The sequence below is a fragment of the Mesorhizobium sp. 131-3-5 genome (genome assembly GCF_016756575.1).
Lineage (GTDB): Bacteria > Pseudomonadota > Alphaproteobacteria > Rhizobiales > Rhizobiaceae > Mesorhizobium > Mesorhizobium jarvisii.
On the sequence record NZ_AP023254.1, the window covers coordinates 6,546,142 to 6,563,290 of the forward strand.

Here is a 17,149-nt window from a genome sequence, read left to right on the forward strand (position 1 = left end):
TCAGGTTCCTCCCAAATGCGTTCCGTCAGCGCTGCCCCTCATCCGGCCCTTCGGGCCACCTTCTCCCCGTGAACGGGGAGAAGGGAAGCGCTCCAAATCAGCGCGTAAAGCTCTGCGCGTTGCCGGCGTCGACGTTGATGATGTTGCCGGTCGATTTGGCCGACATGTCGGAGGCGAAGAAATAGATCGCCTCGGCGATGTCTTCCGGGAAGACCGAGCGCTTCAGCATCGAGCGCGAACGATAATGCTCTTCGAGGTCGTCCGTGGACATCTTGTAGGCGGCGGCGCGCTGTTCCTTCCACTCGCCGGTCCAGATTTTCGAGCCGCGCAGCACGGCGTCCGGATTGACGACATTGACCCTGATCTGGGCTTCCGCGCCTTCCAGCGCGAGACACCGGGCGAGATGGATTTCGGCGGCCTTGGCCGTGCAGTAGGCGGCGGCGTTGGGCGAGGCGGCAAGGCCGTTCTTGGAGGCGACGAAGACGACATTGCCGCCGATCTTCTGCACCCGGAACAGCCGGAACGCTTCCCGCGAGACCAGGAAATAGCCTGTCGACAGGATGTCCATGTTCTTGTTCCACAGCGCCAGCGTCGTCTCCTCGATCGGCGCCGAGGAGGCGAGACCCGCGTTGGAGACCAGAATGTCGATGCCGCCGAACTCGACCGCCGTCTCGGCAAAGCCCGAGACGACCTGGTCTTCCGAGGTGACGTTGATCACCACCGGGCGGACGAAATCCTTGCCGTGGGCCCTTGCCAGTTCCTCATTGGCGCTGGCCAATGCAGCCTCATCGATGTCGGCCAGCACCACGCAGGCGCCTTCGCGCAGCAGCCGGTTTGCGGTCGCCCGGCCAATGCCCCCGGCGCCACCAGTGACCAGCGCGATCTGGCCGGCGAGCGATTTCGGCTTCGGCATGCGCTGCAATTTGAGATCCTCGAGCAGCCAGTATTCGATGTCGAAGGCTTCCTGGGCGGGCAGGCCGACATAGGACGAAACGGTCGAGGCGCCGCGCATGACATTGATGGCGTTGACGTAGAATTCGCCGGAAATTCGCGCCGTCGCCTTGTCGCCGGCGAAGGTGAACATGCCGACGCCGGGCATCAAATAGACCACGGCATTGGGATCGCGGATGGCGGGCGAATCCGGATGCTTGCAGCTGTCGTAATAGGCCTGGTAGCCGACGCGGTATTCGGCGATGTCGTCGGCGAGGCGCGCAATGACGGCATCGACATCGGGTTTTGCCGGATCGAACTCGATAACCAGCGGGCGGATCTTGGTGCGCAGGAAATGGTCCGGGCAAGAGGTGCCGAGTGCCGCCAGCGGACGCAAATCCCTAGAGTTGACGAATTCGAGCACGGCGGCGGAATCGTCGAAATGGCCAAGCTTGTGGCTCTTTTCCGAGATCAGGCCGCGGATTTTCGGCATCAGTTTCGCCGCGACGGCGCGACGCTCCTTGGCATCGAGCGACTTGACCACTTCGCCGCCGAAGATGGCGAGGCCCTCGGAGCGGCGCTCGAACCACTCGATCGCCTGGTTGATCACCGAGATCGTCGTCTCGTAGCATTCCTTGGGCGTGTCGCCCCAGGTGAACAGGCCGTGGCTTTCGAGGATGACGCCCTTGGCGGCGGGATGTTCGAGGCAGAACCTCTCCAGCCACAGGCCAAGCTCGAAGCCCGGCCGCTTCCACGGCAGCCAGCCGATGGCATCGCCGAAGATCTCCTTGGTCAGCGCTTTGGAATCCTTCGCCGCGGCAATGGCGATGATGGCGTCGGGATGCATATGGTCGACAAACGGCTTCGGCACATAGGCGTGCAGCGGCGTGTCGATCGAGGCCGCGCGTGGGTTCAGATTGAACGTGCAGTGGGGCAGATATCCCACCATCTCGTCCTCATGCTCGACGCCGCGATAAAGGCCTTTCAGCGCGCGCAATTTGTCCATGTAGAGCGTGGCGAAGCCGTCAAGCTTGATCGAGGCGCTGTCGCCGCCCGAACCCTTGACCCACAGCACTTCGACAGTCTCGCCGCTGAGCGGGTCCTTCTGCCATATCTTGGAGGAGGTGTTGCCGCCGCCATAGTTGGTGACACGCTTGTCGGAACCCAGCGTGTTCGAACGATACACCAGAAGCTCGGGGTCGCTCATCCCTTGGGTTTTCGCATCATCCCAAAGATTGGCAAGGCGCGAGCCGGAGCGCTTATCGAGCATAGGTATCCTCCCTGGAACGCAAAAAGCCGCAGTCCATTTTGCCCGGAATGTCTACGCAAGCATCTCGCTTGTCAATCATAAACGATCAAGATCGATCATATTGCACTGCACAATGAAATTATATGATCGGAAATGATTGACACTGCTCGTTATGAGTGCCTAGATGGCCAGGCAGGGAGGAACCATGCACGAAAAAGAGCGCCACAGGATCATTCTGTCCGCCGTCCAGGAAAAGCCTGTGGTGACGGTGCAGGAAATGGTCGACCTGACGGAGTCGTCGGAGGCGACGATCCGGCGCGATATCGCGGCTCTGCATGTGCAAAAGCGCCTGCGCCGGGTGCGCGGTGGCGCGGAAGCGATTTCGCCACCGCAATTCATCGGCCTGGCCGGCCGGCCCTTCTCCGTCAACGAAACGATCAACGCTTCGCAGAAGAGGGCGATCGCCCGGGAAGCGGTCGAATTGTGCGGGGATGGCGAGCCGATCATCATCAATGGCGGCACCACCACCTTCCAGATGGTGCATTTTCTGACCGGTCGGCGCATGCCGATCTTCACCAATTCGTTCCCGATCGCCGAGCATCTGCTCAAGCACTCGAAGAACACGGTGATGCTGTCGGGCGGCACTATCTATCGCGAGCAGAACATCATCCTGTCACCCTTCGACAATGACGTGACGCGCAATTTCTATGCACGCCGCATGTTCATGGGCGCGCAAGGGCTGGGACCGCTCGGCCTGATGGAAGGCGACCCGCTGCTGATCCAGGCGGAGCAGAAGCTGATCGACCAGGCAGACGAGCTGGTGGTGCTGGTCGACTCCTCGAAATTCCGCAAGCGCTCCAGCCTGATCCTGTGCGGGTTGTCGCGCATCGCCACCGTCATCACCGATGACGGCATCGAGGATCGCGAAGCCAAGATGTTGGAGACCGCGGGCGTGACACTGATCGTCGCCCGCAAGACGGCAAAGGAAGAATCTTCACTGCAGGCCTGAGACACCTCACGCCCGCAGCGGCGATGGAATGCAACGCTCAAGGGAGGATATGCGATGAGCTTTTTGAAGAAACTGATGGTGACGGCCGCATTCTCGGCCGCCATGTTCGTGAATGCCGCCTATGCCGAAAACGTCAAGATCGCACTGGTGGTGAAGTCGCTCGGCAACGGCTTCTTCGACGCCGCCAACAAGGGCGCCGAAGAGGCGGCCAAGGAACTCGGCGATGTCGACATCATCTACACCGGCCCGACCAAGGCGACCGCCGAAGCGCAGATCGAAGTGGTCAACTCGCTGATCGCGCAGAAGGTCAACGCCATCGCCATTTCGGCCAATGACGCGGACGCGCTGGTGCCGGTGCTGAAGAAGGCCATGGAGCGCGGCATCACCGTCATCTCCTGGGATTCGGGCGTTGCCAAGGAAGGCCGCCAGCTTCACCTCAACCCGTCCGACACCGGCCTGATCGGCGAGACGATCATCAAGCTTGCCGCCGACTATCTGCCGGAAGGCGGCGATGTCGCCATCCTGTCGGCCTCCTCGACCGCGACCAACCAGAACGCCTGGATCGACGCGGCCAAGAAGGTGCTGCCGGAGAAGTTCCCCAAGATCAAGCTCGTCGCCACCGTCTATGGCGACGATGATTCGGCCAAGAGCACCGATGAAGCCAAGGGCCTGCTGAAGTCCTATCCGAACCTCAAGGCGATCATCGCGCCGACCACCGTCGGCGTTGTTGCCGCCGCCCAGGTCGTCACCGACGAGAAGCTGATCGGCAAGGTCAATGTCACCGGTCTGGCGCTGCCGTCCGAGTTCAAGAAGTTCATCGACAACGGCGCCAGCCAGGCGGTCGCGCTGTGGAACCCGATCGACCTCGGCTACTCCGCCGTCTACCTCGCTCACGACCTGGCGGTGAAGAAGGAAGAGGCCAAGCCCGGTGCGACGCTGTCGATCGGCCGCGTCGGCAAGGTCACGCTCGACGATAGCAACTCGGCTGCGATGGCTCCGCCCTTCCAGTTCGACAAGACCAACATCGAGAAGTTCTCCAAGATCTATTGATCTGGGACCCTTTCAAGCCGTCGCGGCGGGGCTCACATCCCGCCGCGATTTTTAACGGACCTACTTTCAGGGCTTGATACGACCATGGACACGACAGCCCAGCACGGCACGGTGAAGGAGGGGCCAGCGGCCTCCGCGCCAAGCCTGTCGCTGTCCGGCATCTCGAAAAGCTTTCCCGGCGTGCGCGCGCTGCACAATGTCAGTCTGTCGCTCTACCCCGGCCAGGTGACGGCACTGATCGGCGAGAACGGCGCCGGCAAGTCGACGCTGGTCAAGATCATGACCGGCATCTATCAGCCGGATTCGGGCACGATCAGCATCGACGGCCAGGCCGTCACCTTGCCCAGCGCGCATGCCGCCTTCGGCCATGGCGTCACCGCCATCCATCAGGAAACCGTGCTGTTCGACGATCTGAGCGTCGCCGAAAACATCTTTCTCAGCCACGCGCCGCGCACACGGCTAGGCACCATCGACTGGCGCACGATGCGCAAAAATGCCCGCGAAGTGCTCGACACCATGCATGCCGGCCATATCGACGCCGATGCGCGCCTGAAAGATCTCGGCATCGCCAACAAGCATCTCGTCGCGGTGGCGCGCGCCATGTCGATCGACGCGCAGATCGTCATCATGGACGAGCCGACAGCAGCCCTTTCGATGAAGGAGATCGAGGAGCTGTTCCTGCTCATCGAATTCCTCAAGGAGGAAGGCAAGGCGATCCTGTTCATCAGCCACAAGTTCGACGAGATTTACCGCATCGCCGACCGCTACACGGTGTTCCGCGACGGCGAGATGGTTGGCGAAGGCCTGATCAAGGATGCTGGCCAGAGCCAGATCGTGCGCATGATGGTCGGCCGCTCGGTCGACCACATCTTCCCGCAGCGCAAGGCCGAGATCGGTGCGCCGGTGCTCTCCGTCTCCGGCCTGTCGCACCCGACCGAGTTCAACAATATCGGCTTCGAGCTGCACAAGGGCGAAATCCTCGGCTTCTACGGCCTTGTCGGCGCCGGGCGCAGCGAGGTCATGCAGGCTATCTCAGGCATCACGCGCACATCAGGCGGCACGATCACGCTGGAAGGCAAGGCGATAGCGCCGAAAACGGCGGCGGATTCGATCGAGGCCGGCATCGTCTATGTGCCGGAGGAACGCGGCAAGCAGGGCGTGGTGATCGGCCTGCCGATCTTCCAGAACGTCTCGCTGCCCTCGCTCAAGCGTACCTCCAAGTCAGGCCTGCTGCGGCTGGCGGAAGAGTTTTCGCTCGCCCGCTCCTACACCGAGCGGCTTGACCTCAGGGCCTCGTCGCTCAGCCAGGATGTCGGCACGCTGTCGGGCGGCAACCAGCAGAAGATCGTCATCGCCAAATGGCTGGCGACCGCGCCCAAGGTGATCATCCTGGACGAGCCGACCAAGGGCATCGATATCGGCTCGAAAGCCGCCGTGCACGGCTTCATGGCCGAGCTGGTAGCGCAGGGCCTGTCGGTGATCATGGTGTCGTCGGAACTGCCGGAGATACTCGGCATGTCCGACCGGGTGGTGGTCATGCGCGAGGGCCTTGTCGCGGCGGTCTATGACAATAAGGGGCTGGACGCCGAGACGCTGGTCCGGACGGCAGCGGGGATCGCGGCATGAAGGCCTTTCTGAAATACCGCGAGATCTGGCTGGCCGCGGCGATCGTTGTTTTGATCGGGCTGATCTCAACCCGCTTCCCGGCCTTCGCCGACCCCGGCAATCTGCGCCAGGTGTTCAACGACACCTCGATCCTGATGATCCTGGCGCTCGGCCAGATGGTGGTCATCCTGACACGGTCGATCGACCTGTCGATGGCCTCCAACCTCTGCTTCACCGGCATGGTGGTGGCGATGCTGAACGCCGCGCACCCGGCGATCCCGATCCCGGCACTGATCGTCATCGCGCTGGCGGTCGGGCTGGTGCTCGGCGCCATCAACGGCCTTCTGGTGTGGCGGCTGAACATCCCCTCGATCGTGGTGACTTTGGGCACACTCACCATCTATCGCGGCGCCACCTTCGTCCTGTCCGGCGGCGCCTGGGTCAATGCCGACAAGATGAGCCCGGATTTCATCGGTTTCCAGCGCGCGGCCTTCCTCGGCATTCCGGTGCTGTCCTGGATCGCCATCCTGGTCATCGCGCTGTTCTTCGTGCTGATGACACGCACCGCGCTCGGCCGCTCGATCTATGCCATCGGCGTCAACCCGACGGCGTCGGTCTATACCGGCATCGATGTCGGCCGCACGAAATTCATCGTCTTCTGCATCTCCGGCATGATCGGCGGGCTTGCCGGCTACCTCTGGATCTCGCGCTACGTCATCGCCTCGGTCGAGGTCGCCAACGGTTATGAACTCAACATCATCGCCGCCTGCGTCATCGGCGGCATCTCGATCGCCGGCGGCATCGGCACGGTCGGCGGCGCGGTGCTTGGCGCGCTGTTCCTCGGCATCATTTCCAACGCGCTGCCGGTCATCAACATCTCGCCCTTTTGGCAGATGGCGATTTCGGGCAGCGCCATCATCCTGGCTGTTGTGCTTAACGCGCGCGGTGAACGCCAGCAAGGCCGCATCATCCTGAGAAAGGCGGAGGTGGCATGACCGACATCCCTGCCCCGCGGCATATTCCCGACCGGCTCGATAAGCCGTTTCGCTCGGCGATCTTTTCCTGGGAGGCGCTGTTGATCGTGGTGGCCGTCGCCATCTTCGCCATCAACAGTTTTGCCTCACCCTATTTCCTCGATCCGTATTCGCTGTCCGATCTCACCTTCAATTTCACCGAGAAGGGCCTGATCGCCTTTGCCATGGCATTGCTGATCATTTCGGGCGAGATCGATCTGTCGGTGGCCGCAATAATAGCGCTCGCCTCGACCATGATGGGCATGGCGGTGCAGGCCGGCGCGGACACGCCGGTGCTGGTGCTGATCGGCATCGTCGTAGGCCTCGGCTGCGGCGCCTTCAACGGGCTGTTGGTGACAAGGCTCGGCCTGCCCTCAATCGTCGTCACAATAGGCACAATGAGCCTGTTCCGCGGCATCGCCTTCATCATCCTCGGCGACCAGGCCTATAAGGGCTATCCCGAAAGCTTCGCCTTCTTCGGCCAGGGCTATGTCTGGTGGGTGGTCTCGTTCGAGTTGGTGCTCTTCCTCATCGCCGCCGTCGTCTACCGGTTCCTGCTGCATCGCACGAGTTTCGGCCGCCGCGTCTTTGCCATCGGCAACAATCCGGTCGCGGCGCAGTTTTCCGGCGTGCGCGTCGGCCGCATCAAATTCATCCTGTTCTGCCTGACCGGACTGATGTCGGGCATCGCCTCGGTGCTGATCACCTCGCGGCTCGGCTCGACGAGGCCGTCGATCGCGCAAGGCTATGAGCTGGAAGTCATCACCATGGTGGTGCTCGGCGGCGTCAGCATTCTGGGGGGGGCCGGTAGCATTGTCGGCGTCGTACTCGCCGCCTTCATCATGGGGCTGGTGACCTTCGGGCTCGGCCTGCTCAACGTGCCCGGCATCGTCATGTCGATCTTCATCGGCGTGCTGCTGATCATCGTCATCGCCCTGCCGATTGTCTGGCGGCGACTGCGTGGTAGCAGCTGATGCCTGAGAAATACGCGTTCAAGATGAAGCTCAAACCGGGCATGAAGGCCGAGTACAGGAGACGCCATGACGAGATCTGGCCGTCGCTGGTCGCGCTCTTGAAGGAGGCCGGCGTGTCCGACTACTCGATCCATCTCGACGAAGAGACCAACATCCTGTTCGGCGTGTTGTGGCGGCGGGACGATCATGGCATGGCCGAATTGCCGAAGCACCCGGTGATGCAGCGCTGGTGGGCTCACATGGCCGACATCATGGAAACGAAGCCGGACAATGAGCCGGTGGCCGTGCCGCTGGAAACTATGTTCCATATGGCATGAGCGCGCTTCGCCACATCGCCGTCATCGACATCGGCAAGACCAACGCCAAGGTGGCGCTTGTCGACCTCGCGACATTGAGCGAGGTGGCGCTGCGCCGCATGGCAAATGCGCCGCTGCGGCAGAAGCCCTACCCACATCACGATGTCGAGGCGCTGTGGACATTCATCCTCGACAGCCTTGCCGGCCTCAACCGCGAACGGCGCATCGACGCCATATCGATCACCACGCATGGCGCGACGGGTGCGCTGGTCGACGCTTCGGGCGAACTGGTTCTGCCGGTGCTGGACTATGAGTTCGACGGCCCCGACAGGCTGGCGGCGGACTATGACGCTGTTCGACCGCCCTTCGTCGAGACCGGGACGCCGCGCCTGCCAATCGGCCTCAATCTCGGCGCGCAACTCTTTTGGCAGCAGAAGTGCTTTCCGGCGGCGTTCGCGCATGCGGCCGCGATTCTGATGTACCCGCAATACTGGGCGCTGCGCCTGACCGGCGTCGCCGCCAACGAAGTGACCTCGCTTGGTTGCCACACCGATCTGTGGAATCCATGGCATGCCGACTTTTCGTCGCTGGTCGATCGGTTGGATTGGCGCGGCCTGATGGCACCGGTGCGGCCGGCCAGGGATCGCCTTGGTCCGATCCTGCCAGCGCTTGCCGCGCGCACCGCCCTTGATGCGCAAACCCCCGTGTTCTGCGGCCTGCACGATTCCAACGCCTCGCTGCTGCCGCATCTCCTGTCCGACGTGCCACCCTTTTCGGTCGTCTCGACCGGCACCTGGGTGGTGTCGATGGCGGTGGGCGGCAGGACGGTCGATCTCGATCCGGCGCGCGATACTTTGGTCAATGTCAACGCGCTGGGCGACCCCATCCCCTCGGCCCGTTTCATGGGCGGCCGCGAATTTTCCGTGCTGACTGAGGGCCGGCCGGAGACTTGGAGCGACAATGATGTCCGGGCCGTGCTCGCGCGAAGGACATTGCTGCTGCCGTCGACGCAACAGGGATCAGGGCCGTTCCCGCATCAGGCCGCGACATGGCTCAATGCCGACGGCATGAACAATGGCCAGCGCTTTGCCTCCATCTCGTTCTACCTGGCACTGATGACGGCGACCTGCCTCGACCTGATCGGCGCCGATGGCCCGACCACCATCGAAGGACCGTTTGCCCGCAATCGCCTGTTTGTCGGCATGCTGGCCGCAAGCACAGGCCGCGCCGTCGTCGCCTCTGAAGCGGCCACGGGAACCAGCATCGGCGCGGCACTGCTGGCGTCCGATCAGGTCACGGCGCATGGCAAGGGCGCGCGACTGGAACCGCCGACCGACCCGGCCTGGGCAGCCTATGTCAGGGCGTGGCGCGCGGCGGTCGAAGCACGGGGCTGATCACAGGATCCGCTTGCCGAAGGCCGACATGACGAAGTTCACGGTGTCGGCGCCGATCCTGGGCTCCATATGCTTGGTCAGGCCCGAAATATCCATCGACAGCAGGCCGCCGGAGAGCGCGATCGCCTCCATCGCCTGATGCGTCTCTCGCACCGTTAGCCCGCCGGAGCCAGCCGCCCAGCCGGCGAATTCAGTCGCTGTCGGCGAATAGCTGAGATGAAAGCCTTGCGTGCCCGACGTGGCGATGCGGATCGCCTCATGCATCAGGTCGCGCATGCCCATGGCGTCGATATCGGTCATGGTGAAGGCCGACACTCGCGAATCCTTCAGCACCCGCGCCTCGGCCGGGTCGGCATGGCGCAGGCCGACGATGACGACATTTTCCGGCGACAGCTGCGGCTGCAGCGCGCCGGCCTTGTGATCGAGGCCGAGGGTCCGGGCCAGCACAGAACCTTCCGGCAGGTCGATGCCCTCTTCGTCTTCCGGCATCAGCGCGGCGATGGAATCGATCCAGATCAGGCCGAAGGAGTGCGTCGCGCGCGCCGTCGCCGTCAGCGCCTTGTGGGCGATGCGGCGATCGGCGCCGGCACTCAGCCGGATCAACCCGGAGGGCGGCCGCTCGACATCGGTGAGTTCCACGACGTCGAAATTCATCGCCTCCAGCCGCGCGCCGGTCCCCTCGCGGGCAAGAACGCCGGCGGCTTCCTGTTCGGCCGAGATCGACACCATCTTGCGGCCGGAAAAGTCGGCGACGTCATGCATCTGGGCCTTTTCGACATATTCCGACGTCATCGCCAGCAGCATGGCGCCGTAGCTCATGCGGAAGGCGACGCGGTCGCCGACGGCGGGCGGCGGGTCGGCGTCCTGCACGTCGAGCAGCAGATGGTCGCTGGAGGCGCCGAGAACGCGAATCCCCTTGGCGATCGGCGTCAGCCCTTCGACCAGCACATCCTCGCGGCCGATATTGGCGATGGCGCGCAGCCTGTCGCCCTCGTCGGGAAAGACCGGCTGGTTGCCGAAAGCGTCGTAGCCGGACTCGCCGATCGGCCGCGACGGCTTCAGCTTGACCTCGATGATGTCGCTGGTCAGGCGGCAGGCGTCGGTCTCGAGTTCGGCCCATGGCACATCGCGGAAGGTTTCGACGCCGCCTTGCAGGATCGCCTCGCCGACCCGGAGATTGTTGATGCCGGCGGGCAGTTTGCCTTCGAGCAGCAGTGTCAGCGACGACGAGGCGCCGCCGGAGATCCAGTCGAGGCTTTTGCCGGACAGGCGTTCGGTCTTGTAGGCATGGGCGACGAGTTGGCCGAGATTCTCCGGCGTCGGCATGATGGCGCCGAAACAGCCGAGATTGGTGCCGATGCCGGCGACGCGCACGCCCTTGAACTCGAGGATCCGCTCGACCGTGGGGATCAGGTCGCTCGGCCAGATGCCTTCGCGGAGGTCGCCGAGATCGATCATCAGCATGATGTCGTGGACGCGGCCCATGCGCTCGGCGATGCGCGAGATCTCGCGGATGGTGGCGAGTTCCGACTGCAGGCTGATGTCGACGGTGCGCACCACCTCCTCGATGCGCGCCATGGGTGGACTGCGCAGCAGCATGATCGGCGCGTTGATGCCGCTGTCGCGCAGCCGGCGGATGTTTTCGAAACGCGATTCGGCAATGCCGGCGACGCCGCCGCGCAGCATGGCACGCGCCACTTGCGGCATGCCGCACATGCCCTTGGTGACACCGAACACCTTGATGCCGGACAGGGCGCAGCGGTCGACAATGGTGCGGGCGTTGCGCTCGATACGGCCAAGGTCGATGGCGACTTGCGGTCCCGACATCTTATCCCCCGTACACAAGCCCCTGCGGGTCGATCTCGGGCTTACGGCCGGCAACGAGGTCGGCCAGGAATTTTCCGGAGCCGCAGGCCATGGTCCAGCCGACATGGCCGTGGCCGGTGTCGAGATAGAGGTTTTGATAGCGTGCCTGGCCAATGACCGGCACGGAGCCCGGCATCATCGGCCTGAGGCCCGCCCAGAGCTCCGCCTTCTTCTCGTCGAAAGCGCCGGGAAAGAGGTCCTTTGCGGTCCTGAACATGGTGGCAAAGTCGCTGGGTTTGTGGGAGCGGTCGAAGCCGGTGAATTCAGCGGTCGAAGCCAGCCGCAACCGGTTGCCGAGCCTCGAATAGGCCATCAGCTGGTCCTCGTCGGCGCCGCCCATGGTCGGCCCCTTGCTCTCGTCTTCCAGCGGAATGGTCGCGGTATAGCCCTTCACCGGATAGACCGGCAGGTCGATGCCGTAGCGGCGGCCAAGCAGACCGCTTTCCGGCCCCATCGAGATGACGACGGCGTCACCGGTCACCGGTCCGGCCGAGGTCATCACCGCCCGCACCCGGTCGCCCTCCATGTCGAGACCCTCGACCGTCGTGCCGTAGAGGAATTTCACGCCGAGCTTTTCGGCGGCATGAGCGGCGAGCTTTTCCACGAACTTCCGGGAATCGCCGGTCTGGTCGATCGGCGAATAGACGCCGCCGGCGATCTTTTCCTTCACGCCGGCAAGGCCCGGCTCGAGCTCGACCAGCCGGTCGCGGCCGACGATCTCGATCGGCAGGCCGTGCTCGGCCAGATAGCGGTAATTGTCGGTGCCGGTGTCGAGGCTGTGCTGCGAGCGGAAGAAATAGAGGATGCCTTTCTTGCGCTCGTCATAGTGGATGCCGGTGTCGGCCGAGATGGCGTTGATGCAGTCGCGCGAATAGAGCGCGAGGCGCAGCTTGACCTGGCTGTTGGCGCGCAGGCGGGCCACCGTGCATTGGCGCAGGAAACGCAGGCTCCAGGCGAGGAAATAGGGATCGAAGCGCAGCCGCACCTTGATGCCGAGATCATGATTGTAGAGCCCGCGCAGAAACGTCTTCAGCGCCGCCGGCGAGGCCCAGGCGGTGGCGTCACCCGGCGAAACCAGGCCGGCATTGGATTGGCTGGTGCCCCGCGCCGGCGCGACATGGCGCTCGATCACGGTGACCTCGTGGCCGTCGGCGGCCAGGTAATAGGCTGCTGCCGTACCGACAACGCCGGCGCCGAGCACCGTTATCTTCATGCCATCCCCCAAAAGCTCTCGGCGGCGCGGCGCCTCGACGCCGCGTCGCGACTGCTTCCATAGCGCGTCGCCGCGCGCCTTGCGAGCCCTCGGGGCTTGGCTCAGCCGCGGGCGGAGTTCTTGCTGGTCAGGATGCGCTCCCAGGCGAGTGCGTCGGCAACGATCTGGTCGAGATCGTCGCGTTGCGGTGTCCAACCGAGTTCCGCCCGGGCAAGGTCCGAATTGGCGACCACCGCCGCGGCGTCGCCGGGACGCCGGTCGCCCATTTTCACCTCGAAATCGTGGCCAAAGGCGCGGCGCACGCTCTCAATGACCTCGAGCACCGAATAGCCATGGCTGTAGCCGCAATTGGCGATGAGGCTCTGTCCCCCGGCGCGCAGCCGCTGCAGCGCCAGGCGATGCGCGGCTGCCAGGTCGCTGACATGGATATAGTCACGCATGCAGGTGCCGTCGGGCGTCGGGTAATCGGTGCCGAACACCTGCATGAAAGGCCGCTTGCCGAGCGCGGTCTCGCAGGCGACCTTGATCAGATGCGTGGCGCCCGGCGTCGACTGGCCGGTGCGGCCCTTGGGATCGGCGCCGGCGACGTTGAAATAGCGCAGCGCGGTGTAGCGGATGTCGTGCGCGAGGCCGGCATCGCGCAACATCCATTCGCTCATCAGCTTGGACAGGCCATAGGGCGATTCCGGCGCCAGACGGGCATCCTCGCGCACCGGCTCCAGCCCGGCGCCGCCATAGACGGCGGCGGTCGAGGAAAAGATGAAATGCGGCACGCCCTCGCGCACCGCGGTTTCGATCAGCGTGCGCGTCTTTGAGGTGTTGTTCTCATAGTAGGCGAGCGGCTCGGCGACCGATTCGGGGACCACGATGGAACCGGCGAAATGGATGATCGCGTCGACATGATTGTCCCTGATGATCGAACCGACCAATTCCTTGTCGGCGACATCGCCGACGACCAGCTTTGCCTCCGGCGCCACCGCCCATTCGAAGCCGGTGGAAAGGCGGTCGAGCACGACCACGCTTTCGCCCGCATCCAGCAATTCCCAGACCATGTGGCTGCCGATATAGCCGGCACCGCCTGTCACCAAAACCGTCATCCGCATCCTCGCATCTCAAGATTTATCGGAAACTGTCTCAAACACCGCCTTACTGGAAAGCCTGCCGCATGGCCATTAGAACCCTTGGTAACCGGCGTTCACCAAATGTGGCATCGTGCTGAAACAAAAGTGATCCACAGTGCGTGTCGTGGAATGGGAATAGGCCACGATCCGCCATCGTTAGGAACATGTGCGGGGCGTGGCATTTTGACCAAAATGGCCCGGTGGACGACCAATAGGCCAATGATTATGATCCCGCGCAAAATTGGGAAGCCGACATGAACTACCAGCGGTTCTTCGAAGAAGCGATCGACCAGCTCCATGCCGAGCGTCGCTATCGTGTCTTCGCCGACCTCGAGCGCATCGCGGGCAAGTTTCCGCGCGCCATCTGGCGCTCCAACGGCCGCGCCGAGGAAATCACCGTCTGGTGCTCCAACGACTATCTCGGCATGGGCCAGCACGCGGACGTCATCGCCGCGTTCCAGAACGCGGCCGGCAAGATGGGCTCGGGCGCCGGCGGCACCCGCAACATTTCCGGCACCTCCAACCCGCTGGTCGAGCTCGAGCATGAGCTTGCCGACCTGCACGGCAAGGACGCGGCTCTGGTCTTCACCTCCGGCTTCGTCTCCAACGAAGCTTCGATCTCGACGATCGCGCGGCTTTTGCCCAATTGCCTGATCATTTCGGACGAGTTGAACCACGCCTCGATGATCGAAGGCGTGCGCCGCTCGGGCGCCGAGAAGAAGATCTTCCGCCACAATGACGTCGCGCATCTGGAAAGCCTGCTGCAGGCGGCGGGGCGCGAACGCGCCAAGCTGATCGTCTTCGAAAGCGTCTATTCGATGGACGGCGACATCGCGCCGATCCGGGAGATCGTCGAGCTCGCCGAGCGATACAACGCCATGACCTATATCGACGAGGTCCATGCTGTCGGCATGTACGGACCGCGCGGCGGCGGCATCACCGAGCGCGAAGGCCTGGCCGACCGCATCGACATCATCCAGGGCACCTTGGCCAAGGCGTTCGGCACGCTGGGCGGCTATATCACCGGCACCAGCGCGGTGATCGACGCGGTGCGCTCCTATGCGCCGGGCTTCATCTTCACCACGGCGCTGCCGCCGGCCATCGCCGCGGCCACCACCACCTCGATCCGGCATCTCAAGCGCTCGCAGGCCGAGCGCGATGCCCAGCAGCAGCAGGCATCCCGGACCAAGCAGGTGCTTGCTGCCGCCGGCCTGCCGGTGATGGACTCGCCAACCCATATCGTGCCGGTGCTGGTCGGCGACCCTGAGCTTTGCAAAATGGCCAGCGACCGCCTGCTCGGCGTGCACGGCATCTACATCCAGCCGATCAACTACCCGACCGTGCCGCGCGGCACCGAGCGGCTGCGCATCACGCCGACGCCGTTCCATTCCGATGCGCTGATCGCTGGACTGCAGGACGCGCTGGTCGAGACATGGGACGCGCTCGGCATTCCCTACGGCTCGGCAGGACGGCCCTCGGTCGCCAAAAGCGACCGGATCGTTCCGCTGCTGGTGCCCAAGTCAGGCGGCTGAAGCCCATTTGAAACGCTGTTCGACTGCCGGCCGACGCAAGTCGACTAGACAGTCCTCATCCATTTCGCCAGCCGGTGCGCGGCGTCCTCGACCTGGTCGAGGCGGCGATGGAAGCACAGCCTGAGGAAGGCTTCGCCGCCGGGGCCGAAGGCGGTGCCGGGCGCCAGGCCGACATTGGCCTTGTCGACGATGTCGAAGGCGGCGGCGCGGGAATCGGTGATGCCGTCGACGGCGAAGAACAGATAGAAGGCGCCCTGCGGCACGGTAAACCGAGCGCTGCCGGTGGCGCCGAGAATACCGCAGACCAGGTCGCGCGCTTTTCTCGCCCGCTCCACCTGTTCGGCGACGAAGCCATCGCCCTCGTCAAGAGCTGCGACCGCGCCGCGCTGCATGAACTGGGCAACGCCGGAATTCGAATACTGGATCAGGTTCTCGAACACCTGCTGCAGGCTCGGATGCGTCTTGATCCAGCCGACGCGCCAGCCGGTCATCGCCCAGTTCTTGGAAAAGGAGTTGACGAACAGGATGCGGTCTTCCTCCGTCGCGATGTCGAGGAAGGACGGCGCACGGCCATGGCCATAGTGGAACAGCGAATAGATCTCGTCGGCGATGATCCAGACGTTCTTGGCGCGCGCCAGGTCGAGGATCGCCTGCAAGGTCTCGTGATCGGCGGTCCAGCCGGTCGGGTTCGACGGCGTGTTGATGAACAGCGCCTTGGTGCGCGGCGTGATCGCCGCGGCGATCTTCTCGACGTCGCAGGACCAGCCATTGCCGGAATGATCGAGCGTGACGGGCACCGGAACGGCTCCCGACAGGGCGGCGGCGGCGTCGAAATTCGGCCAGGCCGGCGACAGATAGATCACCTCGTCGCCGGCGCCGGCGAGAGCGGTAAGGGACATCTGGATGGCATGCATGCCGGATCCGGTGACGATGAACTGCTCCTCCGGGAACGTCTTGCCGAAATGCCTGGCGTAGTATCGTGCCAGCCCCTGCCTGAGATCGGGGATGCCCCTCTGCCAGGTGTAGAACGTCTCGCCGCCGGCCAGCGCCTTCGACGCGGCATCGGTGATGAAGGCGGGTGTCGGCAGGTCGCCCTCGCCGGCCCATAACGGGATCAGGCCCTCGCGCAGGCGGCCGTAGTTGACGACGGCGACAATGCCGCTTTCCGGTGCGGCGCGGGCTTCGGCGCGAAAGCTATCGATCAGGCTCATGGACAAATCCGTTTTCCCTTAGAGTAGTTCACTGTTTCACGGAAACGGCAAACCGTTCTAACTCTTTGTTTTAACGCAATTCCCCAGGGAAAGCGCTACGCGGTTTCCCTAGGAAACCCGTTTCACACTTTTCCTGGAATTGCTCTAGGCTTGCCGCTCTTTACCAGATACGAAAACAGAAAACCCCAGCCGCGAACGACCGGGGTTTTGGTCCAGCAATGGTCGGCTGAATTATCGTTTGGCGAGCAGATCGCGGATTTCGGTGAGGAGCGCGACATCGGCGGGGGGTGGTGCGGCCGGGGCAGCCGGCTTCTCGCGCTCGAGCCGCCGGCGCAGATTGTTCACCCCCTTGACCATCAGGAAGATGACAAAGGCGATGATCAGGAAGTTCAGCGCCACGGTGATGAAGCTGCCATAGGCAAAGACAGCGCCTTGCTTGCGCGCATCTTCAAGGTTTGTCGCAGTCACGTTGTGCGACAGGCCAATGAAGTAGTTGTTGAAATCGACCCCTCCGAGCGCGCCAATGAAAGGCATGATGACATCATCGACCAGCGAAGTGACGATCTTGCCGAAGGCCGCGCCGATGATGACGCCGACGGCCAAGTCCATCACGTTACCCTTGGAAATGAATTCCTGGAATTCTTTCAGCATTCGACCCTCCTTGTCATGACCGGCCGCGCTGCCGT

General features: G+C 63.6%; 14 protein-coding genes. 8 read left to right on the plus strand and 6 right to left on the minus strand.

What is annotated here, in order from left to right:
* Nucleotides 1-97: 97 nt before the first annotated feature.
* On the minus strand, nt 98-2,200 hold the full coding sequence (locus JG747_RS32065; protein WP_202360875.1) for a bifunctional rhamnulose-1-phosphate aldolase/short-chain dehydrogenase: 2,103 nt from the start codon (nt 2,198-2,200) through the stop codon (nt 98-100).
* A gap of 184 nt (nt 2,201-2,384) precedes the next feature.
* On the opposite strand from JG747_RS32065, the gene JG747_RS32070 reads away from it, so the two are divergent.
* From JG747_RS32070 to JG747_RS32100, 7 genes are all read left to right on the plus strand, one after another.
* A complete protein-coding gene (locus JG747_RS32070) occupies nt 2,385-3,188 on the plus strand; it encodes a DeoR/GlpR family DNA-binding transcription regulator (RefSeq protein ID WP_010913443.1) in 804 nt (267 codons plus the stop codon).
* Between the two features lie 54 nt (nt 3,189-3,242).
* On the plus strand, nt 3,243-4,238 hold the full coding sequence (gene rhaS / locus JG747_RS32075; RefSeq protein ID WP_010913442.1) for a rhamnose ABC transporter substrate-binding protein: 996 nt from the start codon (nt 3,243-3,245) through the stop codon (nt 4,236-4,238).
* Between the two features lie 84 nt (nt 4,239-4,322).
* A complete protein-coding gene (locus JG747_RS32080) occupies nt 4,323-5,864 on the plus strand; it encodes a sugar ABC transporter ATP-binding protein (protein ID WP_202360876.1) in 1,542 nt (513 codons plus the stop codon).
* Nucleotides 5,861-6,838, plus strand: a complete 978-nt coding sequence (locus tag JG747_RS32085; protein ID WP_202360877.1) for an ABC transporter permease — start codon at nt 5,861-5,863, stop codon at nt 6,836-6,838. The genes JG747_RS32080 and JG747_RS32085 overlap by 4 nt, the downstream gene beginning before the upstream one ends.
* On the plus strand, nt 6,835-7,830 hold the full coding sequence (locus tag JG747_RS32090; protein WP_202360878.1) for an ABC transporter permease: 996 nt from the start codon (nt 6,835-6,837) through the stop codon (nt 7,828-7,830). Before JG747_RS32085 ends, JG747_RS32090 begins: the two co-directional genes overlap by 4 nt.
* Nucleotides 7,830-8,147 (plus strand): L-rhamnose mutarotase, encoded by a 318-nt coding sequence (gene rhaM, locus JG747_RS32095; RefSeq protein ID WP_069090979.1) that lies wholly within the window; start codon nt 7,830-7,832, stop codon nt 8,145-8,147. The genes JG747_RS32090 and rhaM overlap by 1 nt, the downstream gene beginning before the upstream one ends.
* Entirely contained in the window at nt 8,144-9,520 is a 1,377-nt protein-coding gene (locus JG747_RS32100) for an FGGY-family carbohydrate kinase (RefSeq protein ID WP_069090978.1), read from the plus strand. Before rhaM ends, JG747_RS32100 begins: the two co-directional genes overlap by 4 nt.
* Here the strand turns inward: JG747_RS32100 and JG747_RS32105 are convergent, their stop codons facing one another.
* From JG747_RS32105 to galE, 3 genes are all read right to left on the minus strand, one after another.
* A complete protein-coding gene (locus tag JG747_RS32105; protein ID WP_202360879.1) occupies nt 9,521-11,347 on the minus strand; it encodes an alanine racemase in 1,827 nt (608 codons plus the stop codon).
* Between the two features lies 1 nt (nt 11,348).
* A complete protein-coding gene (locus JG747_RS32110) occupies nt 11,349-12,599 on the minus strand; it encodes a D-amino acid dehydrogenase (protein ID WP_202360880.1) in 1,251 nt (416 codons plus the stop codon).
* A gap of 101 nt (nt 12,600-12,700) precedes the next feature.
* Entirely contained in the window at nt 12,701-13,696 is a 996-nt protein-coding gene (gene galE / locus JG747_RS32115) for a UDP-glucose 4-epimerase GalE (RefSeq protein WP_038644497.1), read from the minus strand.
* 278 nt (nt 13,697-13,974) lie between these two features.
* Here galE and hemA point away from each other — a divergent pair, with 278 nt between their 5' ends.
* Nucleotides 13,975-15,252 (plus strand): 5-aminolevulinate synthase, encoded by a 1,278-nt coding sequence (gene hemA / locus JG747_RS32120; protein WP_019863175.1) that lies wholly within the window; start codon nt 13,975-13,977, stop codon nt 15,250-15,252.
* 44 nt (nt 15,253-15,296) lie between these two features.
* On the opposite strand, the gene JG747_RS32125 is transcribed toward hemA, so the two are convergent.
* Both JG747_RS32125 and mscL read right to left on the minus strand, forming a co-directional pair.
* Nucleotides 15,297-16,463: a pyridoxal phosphate-dependent aminotransferase gene (locus JG747_RS32125; protein ID WP_202360881.1), complete on the minus strand. Its 1,167-nt coding sequence runs from the start codon at nt 16,461-16,463 to the stop codon at nt 15,297-15,299.
* Nucleotides 16,464-16,694: 231 nt separating this feature from the next.
* Nucleotides 16,695-17,114, minus strand: a complete 420-nt coding sequence (gene mscL, locus JG747_RS32130) for a large conductance mechanosensitive channel protein MscL (protein ID WP_027047745.1) — start codon at nt 17,112-17,114, stop codon at nt 16,695-16,697.
* Between the last annotated feature and the right edge of the window lie 35 nt (nt 17,115-17,149).

Bases quoted from the DNA above. Each gene is read 5' to 3' on its own strand.
- JG747_RS32065 (WP_202360875.1), bottom strand. From the start codon at position 2,200: ATGCTCGATAAGCGCTCCGGCTCGCGCCTTGCCAATCTTTGGGATGAT.
- JG747_RS32070 (WP_010913443.1), top strand. From the start codon at position 2,385: ATGCACGAAAAAGAGCGCCACAGGATCATTCTGTCCGCCGTCCAGGAA.
- rhaS (WP_010913442.1), top strand. From the start codon at position 3,243: ATGAGCTTTTTGAAGAAACTGATGGTGACGGCCGCATTCTCGGCCGCC.
- JG747_RS32080 (WP_202360876.1), top strand. From the start codon at position 4,323: ATGGACACGACAGCCCAGCACGGCACGGTGAAGGAGGGGCCAGCGGCC.
- JG747_RS32085 (WP_202360877.1), top strand. From the start codon at position 5,861: ATGAAGGCCTTTCTGAAATACCGCGAGATCTGGCTGGCCGCGGCGATC.
- JG747_RS32090 (WP_202360878.1), top strand. From the start codon at position 6,835: ATGACCGACATCCCTGCCCCGCGGCATATTCCCGACCGGCTCGATAAG.
- rhaM (WP_069090979.1), top strand. From the start codon at position 7,830: ATGCCTGAGAAATACGCGTTCAAGATGAAGCTCAAACCGGGCATGAAG.
- JG747_RS32100 (WP_069090978.1), top strand. From the start codon at position 8,144: ATGAGCGCGCTTCGCCACATCGCCGTCATCGACATCGGCAAGACCAAC.
- JG747_RS32105 (WP_202360879.1), bottom strand. From the start codon at position 11,347: ATGTCGGGACCGCAAGTCGCCATCGACCTTGGCCGTATCGAGCGCAAC.
- JG747_RS32110 (WP_202360880.1), bottom strand. From the start codon at position 12,599: ATGAAGATAACGGTGCTCGGCGCCGGCGTTGTCGGTACGGCAGCAGCC.
- galE (WP_038644497.1), bottom strand. From the start codon at position 13,696: ATGACGGTTTTGGTGACAGGCGGTGCCGGCTATATCGGCAGCCACATG.
- hemA (WP_019863175.1), top strand. From the start codon at position 13,975: ATGAACTACCAGCGGTTCTTCGAAGAAGCGATCGACCAGCTCCATGCC.
- JG747_RS32125 (WP_202360881.1), bottom strand. From the start codon at position 16,463: ATGAGCCTGATCGATAGCTTTCGCGCCGAAGCCCGCGCCGCACCGGAA.
- mscL (WP_027047745.1), bottom strand. From the start codon at position 17,114: ATGCTGAAAGAATTCCAGGAATTCATTTCCAAGGGTAACGTGATGGAC.